The sequence below is a fragment of the Caballeronia sordidicola genome (assembly GCF_002220365.1).
GTDB lineage: Bacteria > Pseudomonadota > Gammaproteobacteria > Burkholderiales > Burkholderiaceae > Caballeronia > Caballeronia sordidicola_C.
The window spans coordinates 1-16,214 of sequence record NZ_MTHB01000233.1 but is presented as its reverse complement, the minus strand read 5'-3'; the positions used below and the strand labels follow the sequence as shown (position 1 = coordinate 16,214).

13 protein-coding genes are annotated in these 16,214 nt (G+C 60.9%); 8 read left to right on the top strand and 5 right to left on the bottom strand.

The annotated features are described in order from the left end of the window. Positions 1-4: 4 nt before the first annotated feature. The gene (gene purU, locus BSU04_RS32090; RefSeq protein ID WP_089164309.1) at positions 5-901 is read right to left on the bottom strand and encodes a formyltetrahydrofolate deformylase; all 897 of its coding nucleotides are present in this window, start codon (positions 899-901) and stop codon (positions 5-7) included. Positions 902-1,038: 137 nt separating this feature from the next. Then, positions 1,039-1,959, bottom strand: coding sequence for a choline sulfate utilization transcriptional regulator (locus tag BSU04_RS32085; RefSeq protein ID WP_089164308.1), 921 nt, complete (start codon positions 1,957-1,959; stop codon positions 1,039-1,041). 141 nt (positions 1,960-2,100) lie between these two features. Here BSU04_RS32085 and betC point away from each other — a divergent pair, with 141 nt between their 5' ends. From betC to BSU04_RS32070, 3 genes are all read left to right on the top strand, one after another. Further along, positions 2,101-3,639 (top strand): choline-sulfatase, encoded by a 1,539-nt coding sequence (gene betC / locus BSU04_RS32080; RefSeq protein ID WP_089164307.1) that lies wholly within the window; start codon positions 2,101-2,103, stop codon positions 3,637-3,639. Positions 3,640-3,692: 53 nt separating this feature from the next. Next, on the top strand, positions 3,693-4,643 hold the full coding sequence (choX, locus tag BSU04_RS32075; protein WP_089164306.1) for a choline ABC transporter substrate-binding protein: 951 nt from the start codon (positions 3,693-3,695) through the stop codon (positions 4,641-4,643). A 282-nt stretch (positions 4,644-4,925) separates the two neighbouring features. Continuing rightward, positions 4,926-6,074 (top strand): porin, encoded by a 1,149-nt coding sequence (locus tag BSU04_RS32070; RefSeq protein WP_089164305.1) that lies wholly within the window; start codon positions 4,926-4,928, stop codon positions 6,072-6,074. A gap of 16 nt (positions 6,075-6,090) precedes the next feature. On the opposite strand, the gene BSU04_RS32065 is transcribed toward BSU04_RS32070, so the two are convergent. Then, positions 6,091-7,074, bottom strand: coding sequence for a GlxA family transcriptional regulator (locus BSU04_RS32065; RefSeq protein ID WP_089164304.1), 984 nt, complete (start codon positions 7,072-7,074; stop codon positions 6,091-6,093). A gap of 460 nt (positions 7,075-7,534) precedes the next feature. On the opposite strand from BSU04_RS32065, the gene BSU04_RS32060 reads away from it, so the two are divergent. From BSU04_RS32060 to BSU04_RS32045, 4 genes are all read left to right on the top strand, one after another. After that, entirely contained in the window at positions 7,535-8,491 is a 957-nt protein-coding gene (locus tag BSU04_RS32060; protein WP_089164303.1) for a choline ABC transporter substrate-binding protein, read from the top strand. A gap of 14 nt (positions 8,492-8,505) precedes the next feature. Beyond that, positions 8,506-9,435 (top strand): 3-keto-5-aminohexanoate cleavage protein, encoded by a 930-nt coding sequence (locus BSU04_RS32055; RefSeq protein ID WP_089164302.1) that lies wholly within the window; start codon positions 8,506-8,508, stop codon positions 9,433-9,435. A gap of 110 nt (positions 9,436-9,545) precedes the next feature. Then, the gene (locus BSU04_RS32050) at positions 9,546-10,493 is read left to right on the top strand and encodes an L-carnitine dehydrogenase (RefSeq protein ID WP_089164301.1); all 948 of its coding nucleotides are present in this window, start codon (positions 9,546-9,548) and stop codon (positions 10,491-10,493) included. Between the two features lie 13 nt (positions 10,494-10,506). Beyond that, positions 10,507-11,055 (top strand): thioesterase family protein, encoded by a 549-nt coding sequence (locus BSU04_RS32045; RefSeq protein WP_089164300.1) that lies wholly within the window; start codon positions 10,507-10,509, stop codon positions 11,053-11,055. Here BSU04_RS32045 and BSU04_RS32040 read toward each other — a convergent pair. Together BSU04_RS32040 and BSU04_RS32035 are read right to left on the bottom strand one after the other, a co-directional pair. Continuing rightward, positions 10,968-13,310: a heavy metal translocating P-type ATPase gene (locus BSU04_RS32040; protein ID WP_256983537.1), complete on the bottom strand. Its 2,343-nt coding sequence runs from the start codon at positions 13,308-13,310 to the stop codon at positions 10,968-10,970. The genes BSU04_RS32045 and BSU04_RS32040 overlap by 88 nt on opposite strands. Positions 13,311-13,388: 78 nt before the next feature. Beyond that, positions 13,389-14,042 (bottom strand): FMN-binding negative transcriptional regulator, encoded by a 654-nt coding sequence (locus BSU04_RS32035; protein ID WP_089164299.1) that lies wholly within the window; start codon positions 14,040-14,042, stop codon positions 13,389-13,391. Positions 14,043-14,314: 272 nt separating this feature from the next. Here BSU04_RS32035 and BSU04_RS32030 point away from each other — a divergent pair, with 272 nt between their 5' ends. After that, positions 14,315-15,814: a DUF1254 domain-containing protein gene (locus BSU04_RS32030; protein ID WP_089164298.1), complete on the top strand. Its 1,500-nt coding sequence runs from the start codon at positions 14,315-14,317 to the stop codon at positions 15,812-15,814. Positions 15,815-16,214: the final 400 nt, after the last annotated feature.

Here is a 16,214-nt window from a genome sequence, read left to right as displayed (position 1 = left end):
CTGATTACAGCACCACGGTCCGGTCGCCGTTGATAAACACACGCCGTTCAATGAACGCCTTCACCGCACGGGCAAGCGTGATGCATTCCACGTCGCGTCCCGTTGCCAGAAGACGCTCCGGCTTGTACGAGTGATCCACACGTTCAACCACTTGCTCGATGATCGGACCTTCGTCGAGGTCATCGGTCACGAAATGCGCCGTTGCGCCGATCAGCTTCACGCCACGCGTATGTGCCTGGTGATAGGGCTTCGCCCCTTTGAAACCGGGCAGGAACGAATGATGGATGTTGATCGCGCGCGCAGCCAGATTGCGGCTCGTCTCGCCTGACAGGATCTGCATATAGCGCGCGAGAATCATCAACTCCGCGCCGGACGACTCGAACAGATCGAGTAGACGCGCTTCCTGTTGCGGTTTGGTATCGGCGGTGACAGGGAGATGATGGAAGGGCAAGCCGTGCTGTACGGCAAGCGGTTCCAGATCACGGTGGTTCGACCCGATCCCCACAATGTCCATCTTCAACTCGCCCATGCGCCAGCGGAACAACAGGTCCGCGAGACAGTGCTCGAGCTTCGATACCATGATGAGCACCTTCGGCCGCGCGGCTACCTTGTGGATCGCCCACGTCATGGAGAAACGTTCGGCAATAGGCGTGAATTCCTGCTGCAACGCGGCGATCTGCAGCGTTTCATCGTGATCCACGCCGTGGAAGACGCAGCGTACGAAGAAGCGCTGGCTGAGGTCGTCGTCGAAGACCGTGAGTTCGTCGACGTAACACTGGTGCCGGTCGAGGAAACCGACCACGGCGGCGACTTGTCCCGCAGCGCTGGGACAGGCCACCGTCAGCACGAGTTGATGAGAAAGGGTGTCAAAGACGCTACTAGTGACATTGCTGCCGGCCATGCGGTTCTCCACTATGCGAATGGCAGCGCCGCGAATGCAGCGCGCATACGATGCAGTAGAACAAATTGCATGGGGCGCGGCTAGAAGCTAAACGCCGTGACGCTGGTATCGGAGCGTCAGGTGGATTTTAGGTGGTATCAGGCCATCACGCCGCACTCAAACAGCAGCCAGTCGCGAAACGCGCAGACGGTCAAGGATTGAGCGCGCGGTGCATTCAAGACATATCCCGCGTCGGTGGTGACCGGTGTGTCGAACAACTCGATCAGCTGTCCGCTCGCGACGAGTTCGTCCACCAGCGGCGCCCATCCGAGCGCCACGCCCTGGCCCATGATTGCAGCGTGCGCGACGAAGCCATAGCTGTTGAACGTAATGCCGCGATGCGCGGGCGGCGCAGCAAGGCCATGCGCCGCGAACCAACCATGCCACGACAACCAGCGCTCAGGGTTCGTGGGTTCAAGATGAAGCAGCGGCAGGTTGACGAGGTCTGAAGGATGGCCGGGCTTGCCATGTCGCGCGAAGAACGCGGGACTGCACACCGGCGTGACCTGTTCAGGAAACAGTTTGACGGCACCGCGTCCCGCCCAGTCAGTCTCCGCCTGACCAAAACCGATCACGATATCCGCATGATCTTGATCGGCGGCGAGCACGTCTTGCGCGGTGGTGATCTTCACATCCACATCTGGCATCAGCGCCTTGAATTGCGACAGGCGCGGCATCAGCCAATAGGTCGCGAAGCCGAAATCGGTCAGGAGATTGAGCGAGCGCTGCGCGGGCGACGCATGGCGCGCCCGGATGTCGTTGGTAGCAACGCGGATGGTGTCGAGGCTCTGACGCACGGCTTCGAAGAGGCGCACCCCGTCCTCGGTGAGCGTTACGCCCCGGTGCCCGCGCTCGAACAGCGCCGCGCCGAGGTTCTCCTCGAGCTGCACCACGCGCTGGCTGACCGCCGGCTGCGTGGAGCCCAGTTCGCGGGCGGCGGCGGTAAAGCTGGCGAGACGCGCGGCGGACTCGAACATCGACAGCGCCTGCATTGGCGGCAAACGATCCTGTCTCGACATAAGTCCCCCTTATGAGCTCATAACGTTTTGCTCTCTTCACAGCCGCGAATGGAACGGCAATAGTGATGTCCGACACGGGCCGTTCGCCGTGCGTTTGCCCTTGCCGCCTCACCTTCCTGATTCTATTCGAGCCTCGCCCCGATGCTTAAACGCAAACCAAATATCCTTATTCTGATGGCTGATCAAATGACGCCTTTCGCGTTGTCCGCGTACGGCCATCACGTGACCAAGACGCCGAACATGGACGCGCTCGCGGCCCGGGGCGTTGTCTTCGATTCGGCTTATTGCGCGAGTCCGCTCTGCGCACCGTCGCGTTTTTCGTTCTTGTCGGGCAAGCTGCCCTCGGCTATAGGTGCCTACGATAACGCCGCCGAATTTCCCTCGCAAACATTAACTTTTGCGCATTACCTGCGCGCGGAGGGGTACCGGACGATTCTCTCGGGGAAAATGCATTTTTGCGGCCCGGACCAATTGCACGGTTTCGAGGAGCGCCTCACAACAGACATCTATCCGGCGGATTTCGGCTGGACGCCGAACTGGGACGACTTCGAGACGCGCCCGAGCTGGTATCACAACATGAGTTCCGTGATCGACGCGGGGCCGTGCGTGCGCACGAATCAACTCGATTTCGACGATGAAGTGACCTTCACTACGCGCCAGAAGTTATTCGACATAGCGCGCGAGCGGCAAGCCGGGAAGGACGAGCGGCCGTTTTGCGTGGTGGCGTCGCTCACCCACCCGCACGATCCTTACGCGATTCCGCAGAAATACTGGGACATGTACCGCGACGAAGACATTCAAATGCCCGCTTACCGCGACACGCTGGACGCCGCCGACCCGCATTCGAAGCGCCTGCGTTACGTGTGCGAGACGGACAAGACGCCGCCGACCGACCAGCAGATCCGCAACGCGCGCCATGCGTACTACGGTGCGATTTCGTACGTCGATGCGCAGTTCGGTGCGATCCTCGAAGCGCTCGATCAGGCGGGCCTGGCCGACGACACCATCGTGATCGTCACGTCCGATCATGGCGAGATGCTGGGCGAGCGTGGCCTCTGGTACAAGATGACGTTCTTCGAAGGCGGCTGCCGCGTGCCGCTGATCGTGCACGCGCCGGGGCAATTCGAGGCGGTGCGTGTGAGTGCCTCCGTATCGCATCTGGACTTGCTGCCGACGCTGGTGGAACTCGGCCGTGGCACGCCGCGACCGGCATGGCCCGATACGCTCGACGGCCGGAGTCTCTTGCCGCATCTGCGCGGCGAACCGCAGGCACACGATGAAGCCATCGGCGAGTACTTGGCCGAAGGTGCGATTGCGCCAATCGTGATGCTGCGCCGCGGCGACTTCAAGTTCATCCATACGCCCTCGGACCCTGACCAGCTTTTCAACGTCACGGCGGATCCACTCGAACGCACCAACCTTGCGACCCTGCCCGAACACGCGGCGAGGGTCGCTGCGTTTCGCGAGGAAATCGCCGGGCGCTGGGATCTCGGAGCACTGCGCGCAGAAGTCGTGCAAAGCCAGCGGCGGCGGCAATTTCACTTCGAAGCGACCACGCAAGGCCTGATCGAATCATGGGACTGGCAACCGTCGGTGGATGCCAGCCAGCGTTATATGCGCAATCACATTGACCTCGACACGCTCGAAGCCATGGCGCGTTTTCCCGCTGTCACGCGCTAAAGCCCACGCCACTGAACGACAACCAAAACCCCATCACCCACAGGAAGCCAAACATGAAAAAGCCCTTACAGCACGCGCTATTCTGCATTGCGGCACTCTGCGCATCCATCGGCACCGTAGTCGCCGCCGAGCCCCAAAGCTGCCTGCAGGTGAAGATGGCGGACCCGGGCTGGACCGATATCGATGCCACCAACGCCATGGCCGGTGTCGTGCTGAAAGCGCTCGGCTACAAGCAGAGCGTCTCGAACCTTTCCGTGCCCATTACATACCAAGGCTTGAAGAAAGGTCAGGTCGACGCGTTCCTGGGTAACTGGATGCCCGCGCAAGGACCGCTGGTCAAGCAGTTCGTTGATGAAAAGTCGATCGACGTGGTGCACCCGAACCTGACCAACGCAAAGTTCACCTTAGCCGTGCCGGACTATGTGGCGGCGGCCGGCGTGCACACGTTCGCCGACTTGCAGAAGAACGCGGACAAGTTCGACGGCAAGATCTATGGCATCGAGCCGGGCGCGCCCGCGAATCAGAACATCAAGAAGATGATCGATGAAAAGGCGTTCGGCCTGAATGGCTGGAAGCTGGTGGAGTCGAGTGAGACGGGCATGCTGACGCAAGTCGAACGCTCCGTGCGCGACAAGAAGTGGATCGTGTTCCTTGCATGGGAGCCACATCTGATGAACACGAAGTTCCATCTGACCTACCTCGATGGCGGCGATAAATACTTTGGCCCGAACTTCGGCGGCGCGACGGTCAATACGGTTGCGCGGGCGGGTTACGTGGGCGAATGCCCGAACGTGGGGCGTCTGTTCAAGCAGATGACATTTAACGTTGATCTGGAGAACGGCATCATCACCGACGTCCTTCAAAACAAGACCAACGTGGATACCGCTGCTGCAGCGGCGCTCAAGCGCAACCCGGATCTTGTGAAGGGGTGGCTTGACGGCGTTACCACGACTACGGGTGGAAATGGGTGGCAGGCCGTGCAAACAGCGCTTGGTTCCAAATAACAACAGTGGGTCGCAACTGGACAGATTTACGTCGCAAAAGGTCGAGCCCCAGTAAATATGGCCTCTTACTTTTGCAAGGCTGGTGCACGCGTCTGAAAGCCCGATGCGTCTGAAGCTCAATGCATGCACCGGCACCCCATGCGTCAGATCACTGTAGTACGCCAGTCTCTGCAATAAAAACTCGAGCGAGAAGCGTTGCGCGATGTCAACCCATCGCCGGAGCAGCGCGGATCTCGCTTCGTCCAACGAAACGTGCCAAACGGGTATCAGGGAGAATCAACGATGAAGAAGCGAAATGCCGTAAAGCTGGCGGCCCTAGCGTTGAGCGCAGGCGTCGTGTCCGCACCTGCTGTGGTTCGTGCGCAAAGCAGCGTGACGCTGTACGGTATCCTCGACGCCGGTATTACCTATGTCAACAACACGGGTGGCTCGCACGTCGTCAAATTCGACGACGGCATCTCTTACGGTAACCGGTTCGGCCTCAAGGGCACTGAGGACCTGGGCGGCGGATTGAAGGCAATCTTCGTGCTCGAGAACGGCTTCCACCTGGGTAACGGCACCTTTGCCCAGGGCGGCGCGGAATTCGGCCGGCAGGCTTATGTGGGCTTGCAGAACCAGTGGGGCACGATCTCGGCGGGTAACCAGCTGGACCTGACGAACGAGTTCATGGAGGGTTACAACATCTCCTCGTTCGGCAGCGGCTACGCGATTCACCAGGGCGACTTCGACCGCATGAACGGCGACCGCTTGCCGAACTCGATCAAGTACATGTCGCCTGACATCGGCGGCCTGACTTTCGGCGGCTTGTATTCGTTCGGCAACGTTGCGGGTGATTTCCACGAGAAGAGCGCATACAGCTTGGGCGCGCACTACGCGCACGGCGACTTTACGATCGGCACGGCGGTCACGCGCCTGAACAATCCGAATGGTATCTATGCATTCGACCCGTACGCGATGATTGGCACGAAGACCTTCCTGGGCCAGACCGTCGCAACCACGAACCCGACCACTGGCGCTGTAACCGACTTGTTCAGCAGCACCGCGTTCAACGTCGACAGCCAGATGACTTACGGCATTGGATCGTCGTATGCACTCGGCAACCTGACGCTGTTGGGCAACTACACTTACACCACGATCAAGGGCTTTGGGGAATCGTCGCACATGCACGTGGGTGAAGGCGGTGCGCAGTATAACTTCACGCCTGCGTTGATCCTGTACGGTGGTTATCAGTTCACGGCTTTCGAAGGCCACAAGTGGAACATGGGCTCGCTCGGGCTGCATTACCTGTTGTCCAAGCGTACTGACGTCTATGTGTCGGGTGACTACCTCAAGGCATCGAGTGGTGTGAACGCGGTGATCGGCTATAGCTTTACGCCGTCGACGTCAAGCACCCAAAGCGATGTTCGCATTGGTCTTCGGCACTCGTTCTAAGCGTTATTTGTTTGTTTCAGCTTGCCGCGACGGTTTCCTTAACGGGCGCCGTCGCGCGCGGCGAACTGCGGTCCTGGCGCGGGCTTGAGCCGAAGCGCGTGCGGTAGGTGCGTGAGAAGTGCGAGGGTGATTCGAAGCCGCATGCCACGCAGACCGTGGTAATGGACATGTCGGTTTGTTGTAGTAATTCGCGGGCGCGTGCAAGGCGCAGTCCGAGATAGAAGTGGGTGGGTGTGTCTTTCATTGCCGAGCAGAACAGGCGTTCCAACTGACGCCGCGTCACGCCGATTTCCTCTGCCAGTGCATCTGGCGACAGCGGTTCCTCCATGTGTTGTTCCATTACGCCGATCACCTGGATCAGCTTGCGATTGTGGATGCCGTAGCGCGCTGCAATCTGCATGCGCTGGTGGTCCGAGCGCTGCCGGATCCGGCCGAGCACGAATTGCTCGGAGACCTGGGCGGCGAGTTCGGCGCCGTGGCGGCGCCCGATCAGGTCGAGCATGAGATCGATGGAGGCTGTGCCTCCGGCGCACGTGATGCGTCGCGCGTCGATTTCGAATAGCTCCTGGCTGACCGTGAGTGACGGATAGCGTTCCTGGAATGCCGATGCTGCTTCCCAGTGGAGCGTTACGCGCTCGTGCTTGAGAAGACCTGCTTCGGCCAGCACGAAACTGCCTGTATCGATACCGCCTAGCGTGGCGCCTTCGCGATCCATCCGCCGGAGCCAGTCGCCCATTTCGCGTGTGTAGCGGCTGAGCGGGTTGAAGCCTGCGACGACGATGACGTTGGTGGCCTCGTCAACGTCGGCGAGGGCGCTTTCGGCGTTGAGCGAGATGCCGTTGCTGGCGCAGACGGGACCGCCGTCGAGGCTCAGGATGTGCCAGCGGTACAGTGCACCCCGGAAGCGGTTGGCGACGCGTAGCGGCTCGATTGCCGACATGAAGCCGATAGACGAAAACTCGGGCAGCAACAGGAAGTGAAAGTCTTCGGTAGCGGGCATTACACGATGGGGGCGTTTTCGCAATCGGACTTGCAAGCTAACAAGCTGAAATTGCTGGCGCAATGGGGCCAAATCCTAGGGCGGGGGTGTTCGTTGGCACTCGGGGTTTTGGATGGCTGGCGGTGGGGGCGGGGTCAATGCCGGGTTGCTAGGTTCCGGGGTTAGTGGTCTGCATGCGTCGGATGCTAAAGAAATAAGCCAACTCAAGCAGACCGCTAAGGCCGAAAGCAGCAACCCGGCATTAACTCCGACCGCTAACCCTGGAACCTGGCACCCCAACCCCAACCACTACCCCCCGACCAGCCCCCCCAATCGAGTGCGAACGAAAAAACCGTCGCTGATAGTCAACTCCCGGTCGCAACCGGTCGCCTCCCCACCATTATGCGGCGTTACTTTTACGCACGGTCGGACATATCCGAACGCGTCTGTCCCTCACGGAAAATTACCGGAACAGGAAGCCATGACATCACTCCCGACAACGAAAAAGCTGCTCGCCTGTCTGTTGCTCGCCTTGACCTCCTTCGGCGCATCCGCGCAAAGCAAGGAAGACGCAAGCTGCCATACCGTTCGATTCGTCGATATCGGCTGGACCGACATCACCTCGACCACGGCGCTCGCATCAGTCGTCTTCCAGGGCCTCGGCTATGACCCGAAGATCACCCAGGCCTCCGTGCCAATCTCGCTTGCCGGCCTGAAAACCAAGCAGATCGACGTGTCACTGGGCTACTGGTGGCCGGTGCAGGAGAAAGCGGTCCAGCCGTTCATCGACGCTAAGCAAATCGACAAGCTCGACCCGCCAAATCTGTCGGGCGCCAAGGCAACGCTCGCCGTACCCAGCTATGAATACGACGCAGGCCTGAAGACCTTCCAGGACATCGCGAAGCACAAGGACGAACTCGACGGCAAGATCTACGGCATCGAACCGGGCAGCAGCGCAAACGCCCAGATCCAGAAGATGATCGATACCAACCAGTATGGCCTGGGTGATTTCAAGCTGGTGCAATCAAGCGAAGCCGGGATGCTTGTCACAGTCGACCGCGCTGTCCGCGACAAAAAGTGGGTCGTGTTCCTCGGCTGGGAACCGCATCCGATGAACATCCAGATCAAGATGAACTACCTCTCGGGCGGCGACGCGGTATTCGGTCCGAACTACGGCGAAGCACGCGTCTATACGCTGACCAACCCCGACTTCCTGTCACGCTGCCCGAACGCCGGCAAGCTGGTGTCGAACCTGCGGTTCACCACGCAACTGGAGAACCAATTGATGATTCCGGTCATGGCCAAAGTGCGTCCGGCCGATGCAGCCAAGGATTATCTGAAGAAAAATCCGCAAGTGCTGGATGCCTGGCTTGCAGGCGTCAAGACGGTTGACGGCAAGGACGGCTTGCCGGCAGTTAAGCAATATCTTGGCCTTTGAAAGGACGATGCAACATGAACTATGAAGTGATCGTGACTTGCGCGGTAACAGGCGCCGGTGACACCACGAGCAAACACCCGGCCATCCCGGTCACGCCCAAGCAGATCGCGGAGGCGGCCATCGAGGCCGCACGAGCAGGCGCCACCGTCGCGCATTGCCACGTCCGCGATCCGCGCACGGGCCGCGGCAGCCGCGACCCCGCGTTGTACCGCGAGGTAGTGGACCGCATCCGTTCGTCGGATGTGGACGTGATCATCAACCTGACTGCGGGCATGGGCGGCGATCTGGAAATTGGCGCGGGCGAAGCGCCCATGCAATTCGGCGCCGGTACCGATCTGGTCGGTGGTCTGACCCGGCTGGCACACGTGGAAGAGTTGCTGCCGGAGATCTGCACGCTGGACTGCGGCACGCTGAATTTCGGCAATGGCGACACGATCTACGTATCCACCCCCGCGCAACTTCGAGCGGGCGCAAAGCGGATACAAGAGCTGGGCGTGAAGCCGGAACTCGAGATCTTCGATACAGGCCATTTGTGGTTCGCGAAGCAGATGCAAAAGGAGGGTTTGCTGGACGATGCCCCCCTGTTCCAGCTATGCATGGGTATCCCATGGGGTGCACCGGCAGACGTAGGCACGCTCAAGTCGATGGTCGACAACATGCCCGCGGGCGCACAGTGGGCAGGGTTCGGGATCGGCCGCATGCAGATGCCGATGGTCGCCCAGGCGATGTTATTGGGCGGCCACGTGCGTGTGGGTCTTGAAGACAACCTGTATCTGGACCGTGGCGTGCTTGCAAGCAATGGGATGCTGGTCCAGCGGGCGGTAGAGATCATCGAACGTCTGGGCGGTCGTGCATTGACGCCAGCAGAAGGCAGAAAGAAGCTGAACCTGCCGGCTCGCGGCGAACGCTTGCTTGACCGCCGCAAGATCGAGCAGTTCGCGTAAGAGCGCAGAAGATACAGCCTGAAACCCGCCGACGCAGGCCGTGCGAAAGCGGGGAATTCAAGTAAAGCATCAAAGCAGGTTGAAAACCAAATTAATAAGGAATCCGGTATATGCAAGTCAAGACGTTTGCTGCGTTGGGCGTAGGGGTAATTGGAAGCGGCTGGGTATCGCGAGCGCTGGCGCATGGACTTGACGTAGTAGCGTGGGACCCGGCGCCGGGCGCCGAGCGACAATTACGGGCGAACGTCGCGAATGCATGGCCGGCGCTCGAACGAGTGGTGCTGGCAAAGGGTGCATCGCAGGAAAGACTGCGCTTCGTTGCGACCATCGAGGAGTGCGTCGCTGAAGCCGACTTCATTCAGGAAAGCGCGCCAGAGCGTGAAGACCTGAAACTGACGCTCCATGAGAAGGCATCCAGGGCGGCAAAACCGGAAGCTATCATTGCGTCGTCGACTTCGGGCTTGCTCCCGACGGATTTCTACGCGAGCGCCGAAGACGCCTCGCGCTGCATCGTGGGCCATCCGTTCAATCCGGTCTATTTGCTGCCGCTGGTTGAAGTCGTTGGTGGCGAGAAGACTTCAGAAGCAACGTTGCAAGCAGCATCAACGTTTTATGAATCGATAGGCATGCGCCCGCTGAGAGTTCGCAAAGAGGTTCCCGGTTTTATCGCGGACCGTTTGCTGGAAGCGCTGTGGCGCGAAGCGCTCCACCTGGTGAACGAAGGCGTGGCAACCACCGGTGAAATCGACGATGCAATTCGGTTTGGCGCAGGCATTCGCTGGTCGTTCATGGGCACGTTCCTGACCTATACGCTCGCGGGCGGTGAGGCCGGCATGCGTCATTTCATGCAGCAATTCGGACCGGCGCTAGAATTACCGTGGACCAAGCTGGTTGCGCCAAAACTCACGGACGAACTCATCGACCGCGTGGTGGACGGCACCACGGATCAGCAAGGCACGCACTCCATCAAGCAACTGGAACGTTATCGCGACGACTGCATCACGAGCGTGATGACGGCCATCGCGCAGGCTAAATCCCGCCACGGCATGGTGGACTAACGAAGGCACAAGAGTGACGCAAAATCGCACTATTTATCGCGACACGGTAAGGCCCGAATGGGTCGACTACAACGGCCATCTCCGTGACGCGTTCTACATGCTGATCTTCAGCCTCTCGACCGATGCATTCATGGACCGCATCGGCCTGGACGATGCGGTCCGTACTTCGCGAGGCCGCTCGCTGTTCACGCTGGAGGCGCACATCAACTATCTGCACGAGATCAAGGAAGGCACGGCGGTTCGTGTAGAGGCATCGGTACTCGCGTTCGATGCCAAGCGTGTCCACCTGTATATGGAGATGTTCGCGGACGAGCGAGCGGAACCTATCGCGGCGAGCGAGCAGATGCTGCTTCACGTCGATACAACCAACGGCGCGAAGTCCGTAGCCTTCGATACGGACATCGCCGGCCGTATCGAAGCGATGTTTCTCGAAGTGGCGAAACAAGCGCCGAAAGAAGCGCCGAAAGAAGCGCGTTATGCGGGCCGCGTGATCGGCTTGCCGTCGGGACCGCGGGCGTCGACTGCGGCATCGGCAGCGTCTGCAGCGACCAAGCCAGCCTGAGCACGCCACGTCCGCAACAGCAACGCGTTCGACACTACGCTCACGCTTGAGAACGCCATGGCTGCGCCCGCGAGCATCGGATTGAGCAGTCCGAACGCGGCGAGCGGAATGCCAATCAGGTTGTACACGAACGCCCAGAACAGGTTTTGCTGGATCTTGCGATACGTGCGCCGCGCGATATCGATGGCATCTGCCACCAAGGCCGGATCGCCACGCATCAGCGTGATGCCGGCGGCTTGCATGGCGACGTCGGTGCCGGTTGCCATCGCAATGCCGATATCGGCGGCGGCCAGCGCGGGCGCGTCGTTGATGCCGTCGCCGGCCATCGCTACCGCTCCTTGTGCCGATGCCTTCAGTTCCGCGATCACGCGCGCCTTGTCGGCGGGAAGCATGTGCGCGTGAACGGCATCGGGCGCAATCCCGAGCGATTTGGCGACGCTGGCCGCGCTGCCGGCGTTATCGCCGGTGAGCAGGACGCTCTTGATGCCCATTGTGCTGAGCCGTTCGATAGCTGCGCGTGCGCCGGGTTTCAGCGAGTCGCCGAACGCGAGCAGGGCGAGCACGCGCGGATGCGCGGGTGTTTGCAGCGCGGCGCCTAAGCGGCCATCTCCGCCCAGTTCCACCAGCCACGACACCGTATTTCCCAGTTGTTCCAGTTCCGCCGCCCGCGTAGTCAACCGTTGCGGCGCGGCCAGTCGCAACTCGTCGAGCCAGCGATCACTGGCTATCGCCAGATGGCGTTCGCCCACCCGCGCCTCGACACCGCGCCCCGCGACCGCTTTCGCATCGCTTGCGGTAACAGCCTCAATCCGCTCGTCATCGGCGGCAGTAACCACCGCGCGCGCCAGCGGGTGATCGCTGAGCCGCTGAACGGCTGCCGCCAGCCCCAACGCCTCTGCCCGGTCCACGCCTTCATCCGCCTCGAACACCGTCATGGAAGGCTTGCCGACGGTCAGCGTGCCGGTTTTATCGAAGGCGACAATCCTGATCCGATGCGCCATTTCAAGCGCCTGCGGGTCCTTGATCAACACCCCGTGCCGGGCCGCGACGCCCGTTCCGGCCATGATCGCGGCGGGCGTCGCCAGGCCGAGCGCGCAAGGACACGCGATCACGAGCACCGCGACCGCGTTCAGCACGGCCATTTCCACGCCCGCGCCCATCAACAGCCAGCCGGCCAGCGTCACCAGCGCGATCACAATAATGACTGGCACAAATATCGCCGACACCCGGTCCACCAGCCGCTGAATAGGCGCTTTTTCGGCCTGAGCGGATTCCACCAGCCGGATGATCCGGGCGAGCGTGGTCTCGGCCCCGGTCGCGGTTGTTTCGACAGCGATCACCCCTTCGCCGTTGATCGAACCCGCTGTCACGCGTGCCCCGGCTTCCTTCGCCACAGGCAGGCTCTCGCCGGTAATCAGCGATTCATCCACATGCGTGCGGCCTTCGCGGATCAGGCCGTCGACCGGCAGGCGCTCGCCCGGCCGCACGATTGCCACATCCCCATTACGCACATCCGCCAGCGCGATGTCGCGTTCTTCCCCGGTCGCTGCATCGCGAATCCGCGCACGCTCTGGGCGAAGCGCGTCGAGTGCGCGAATGGCGTCGGTGGTTTGCCGCTTGGCACGCGCTTCGAGCCATTTGCCGAAGCGCACGAGGGTGATGACTACTGCCGCCGCCTCGAAATAGAGATGGGCTGACACGCCGGGATGCGCGAACAATTCGTACACGCTCAGGCCCCAGGCAGCCGAGGTTCCGAGCGCCACGAGCAGATCCATGTTGCCTTCGCCCGAGCGCGCAGCCTTGAAGCCGCCGACATAAAAGCGCGCGCCCAGCACGAATTGCACGGTGCTCGCGAGCGCCAGCGATACCCAGACGCCGAGATGCAGGTCCAGGCCGAGCATGGGCAGGACCAGTGGCAGAGTCAGCAGCGCAGACACGATTACCGCCACGAGTTCACCCGTGTGCGAGGGCGCGGCGACAGGCGCGGCTTCCGGTTCGATGAACGCCGCTTCGTAGCCGGCCTTGGTCACGGCGGCGACAAGTTGCTCACGCGACACGGACGCGTCGGCGTGGACGGTCGCCTTTTCGGTCGCCAGATTGACCGACACTTGTTCCACGCCCGGCACCTTCGCCAGCGCCTTTTCGACCCGCCGCACGCACGACGCGCACGTCATCCCGCCAATGGCGAACTCAGCGGTGGCGGACGTGGCAGCAGCGGCAGCCGGATCGGCGGTTGTAACAGATGGTGCAGACATGACAAAGCTCCCCGGTTCAGTGCGAGCCATGAAATTCAACTCGATGTAACCAGTATCGACATTCCAATGATTGGAAGGTCAAGGTGTATTTTCAATGGGAGGAGGCGCGTTGAACATTGCGTCGGCGAGCGCTGTTGCGGCATCTGTTTCGCGCTGGCGCACGCCGCTGATCGCGCCGGTCCGGTCGGCCGCTGCCTTGTTCTGGCTGAGCTTTGCCTTTCCAACGAGCCGCGTCACCTCGATTTCGATCCCGACAATGGCTTGCAGCATGGTCTGGATGAAATCCGGCGGTGCATCGCCCATTTTCCACGGCACTGCTTCGCCGGCTTCCATTTTCCGGGTGAGGCGCGCGACCACGCCGCGCACGAAAGTTTCGTCGTCGCGGATCGTGATCCGGCCATGCGCGTGCACGACCAGATAATTATAAGTAGGCACCTGCCGATGCGTTTCCTGCTTGCCCGGATAAAAAGTGGGCGAAATATAACCGGACGCTGCCTGGAAAATAACTAGGGCGTCGGAGCCGCTCTTAATCTCCTGACAAATAGGATTGGCCCGCGCCACATGTGCGCGCAAAATGCCGTGTTCGCCTTGGCTTGCGTCGTATTCGAATGGCACGTGGTTCGCGTCGAGACCGTTTGCGCCATGCGTGACAAGGGCCGCAAGCGGATTGTCAGCCATCAGCCGATGTAAAACCTCGGGGCGTTTTTCTTCGAAGTAGGGAGGCAGATACATCGGCGGCTCGTGGACGAATTAGAAAGAACTAGCTAAAAAAACCGAAAAAAATCATGTTACGCGATGCCCGCACCGGTCGAAACGTTTCTGAAACCACGGCGGGCCCGTTCAAGGGGCGTTACGCGCTCCTTGCCTATCCTCATTGGATAAGATAAAAACCGGTTTCAAGATAGATCAAGCGCCGCGACGCGGATTGGCAGTTGACCGGGAACGAGGACCGGCCCGCGCACTCGACGAACGAAGTGAAAGCCTTAAACAGATCCTTAAATCGAATGAAAAATAATCGACGCTGGGCAATTTCGTTGTACACGGCGCTATGGGTGGCCGCTGGTTTGAGCAGTTTGGCAGTACTTGGCGGGTGCGCGACGCAGGCGCCCGTTTTGACCAGCGGGGATGGCTGGCGTAAGGATCAGGTTGCGGACGCTTATGTGTTTGGATATCCGCTGGTGGTGTCGGATATTGCGCGGGAGAAAGCCACGGGCGGCGATGCGTCGCGGCCCGGTCAGGCGCCCGTGAATACGCTGCGGCATGCCACGGCGCTGCCGCCGGTTGGCGCGTCGGGGCGCCCGAGCGTGGATACGCTCGAGTCGACCGCATGGCTGGATGTGTCCAGCGGACCGGTGCTGGTCTCGCTTCCCACTACACCTAATACGCTGCGCGGCCGTTATTACGACGCCCGCGCCTTCGATGCCTGGACCAATGTGATTTACTCCAGCGTCCCTCGCGGACCGGATCAAGCCGCGCCGGTGAAAAAGCTGAGTGGGAAGGCGGCGCGAGCGGCCAGGCTGGCGGCGCAACAGGGCAATGTGCTTGCGTTTGTCCCGGCGGGTTATACGGGAACGCTTCCTGACGGCGTGACACGGGTTGAAACGCCGACCCGTTATGTTTGGCTTTCGCTTCGTGTGCGCGTGAACGGCCAGCGCGACGTGCGCGAGGCGCGCAAGCTGCAGACGGCAATGACCATTGAAGCGCCTTCCGCCGATAAAACCAGCGCCGCCACAGCCGGCAGCGCCTGGCCGAACGTGACGGCCAGCACGCCGACGGTAGTAACAGGTGCGGGCGGTGATAAAGCCGATTCGCTGGATGCCACCGCGTTTTTCACGCGTCTTGCAAAAGCGCTGCAGGACAATCCGCCGGCGCCGAATGATCCGCATGCCGTTAGTTTGTTGGCCGATCTTGGCGTGAAGGCCGGCGAGCCGGTGCAGTTCCGTCCTGCGGATGCGGATTTGCTGGCGACGGGTCTTGCCGATGGCCGTACCCGGGTGGACACGGTGCCGTCGAATGCGATCAGCCATAACGGCTGGGTGTGGTTCACCGATGGCGCCGGCAATTACGACACCGACTACACGTTGCGCGCGTTCCTGGCGCGGCGTCAGCCGGGCACTGGCACGAAGGACGACGAGGTGAAGCCGGTGGCGTTTTCCGACAGCGACGGCCATGCGCTGAACGGAGCTAACGAGTATGTATTGCACTTTGCGCCGAACCAGTTGCCGCCGGTGCGCGGGTTCTGGACGTTGACGGCGTATACAAAAGACGGTGCGTTGATCGATGATAAGTCGCTGCGGCTTTCGCTGAATGACCGGGACCGGTTGAAGAAGAATCGCGATGGATCGGTCGATATTTCCGTTTCGGCTGCGGCGCCTGCGAAGGCGCGGGTTTCGAATTGGTTGCCGGCGCCGGATGGTGATTTTCAGTTGATGTTCCGGCTTTATGCGCCGAAGCCTGACGCTTGGAATGGAACGTGGGCACCACCGGCAATTGAGCGGCAATAATTTTTCAGGTTTTTCGCTCGCGCCGGTGAACCGGGAGGGTTGCCAGTGCGGGTGGTTGGTGCCGGTGCCGGGGTGCCAGGTTCTTGGGTTAGCGGTCGGGGTTAGTGCCGGGGTGCTAGGTTCCTGCGTTAGCGGTCGGAGTCATTGCCGGGTTGCTGCTTTCAGCCTTAGTGGTCTGCTTGAGTTGGCTCATTTCTTTAGCACTATTAGCCACTGCGCGTGGCGGCGCGTCATTTCTTGGTCCTTAGCGACAAAGAAACGAAGCAAAGAAAACGCTTTCAAACCACGCTACCCTAAGTGTCCACAGCGTGCAGTTTCCATTCATAGGTGCCCCAAAAGCACGGTGCTCGCCAGAGCCACGGATGTGTGAACCCCTCCTTCTCCGTACACGGGTTCTGAC

Coding starts and splice junctions, on each gene's coding strand:
- betC (WP_089164307.1), top strand. CDS start 2,101: ATGCTTAAACGCAAACCAAATATCCTTATTCTGATGGCTGATCAAATG.
- choX (WP_089164306.1), top strand. CDS start 3,693: ATGAAAAAGCCCTTACAGCACGCGCTATTCTGCATTGCGGCACTCTGC.
- BSU04_RS32040 (WP_256983537.1), bottom strand. CDS start 13,310: ATGTCTGCACCATCTGTTACAACCGCCGATCCGGCTGCCGCTGCTGCC.
- BSU04_RS32065 (WP_089164304.1), bottom strand. CDS start 7,074: ATGCCCGCTACCGAAGACTTTCACTTCCTGTTGCTGCCCGAGTTTTCG.
- BSU04_RS32050 (WP_089164301.1), top strand. CDS start 9,546: ATGCAAGTCAAGACGTTTGCTGCGTTGGGCGTAGGGGTAATTGGAAGC.
- BSU04_RS32085 (WP_089164308.1), bottom strand. CDS start 1,959: ATGTCGAGACAGGATCGTTTGCCGCCAATGCAGGCGCTGTCGATGTTC.
- BSU04_RS32070 (WP_089164305.1), top strand. CDS start 4,926: ATGAAGAAGCGAAATGCCGTAAAGCTGGCGGCCCTAGCGTTGAGCGCA.
- purU (WP_089164309.1), bottom strand. CDS start 901: ATGGCCGGCAGCAATGTCACTAGTAGCGTCTTTGACACCCTTTCTCAT.
- BSU04_RS32035 (WP_089164299.1), bottom strand. CDS start 14,042: ATGTATCTGCCTCCCTACTTCGAAGAAAAACGCCCCGAGGTTTTACAT.
- BSU04_RS32060 (WP_089164303.1), top strand. CDS start 7,535: ATGACATCACTCCCGACAACGAAAAAGCTGCTCGCCTGTCTGTTGCTC.
- BSU04_RS32030 (WP_089164298.1), top strand. CDS start 14,315: ATGAAAAATAATCGACGCTGGGCAATTTCGTTGTACACGGCGCTATGG.
- BSU04_RS32055 (WP_089164302.1), top strand. CDS start 8,506: ATGAACTATGAAGTGATCGTGACTTGCGCGGTAACAGGCGCCGGTGAC.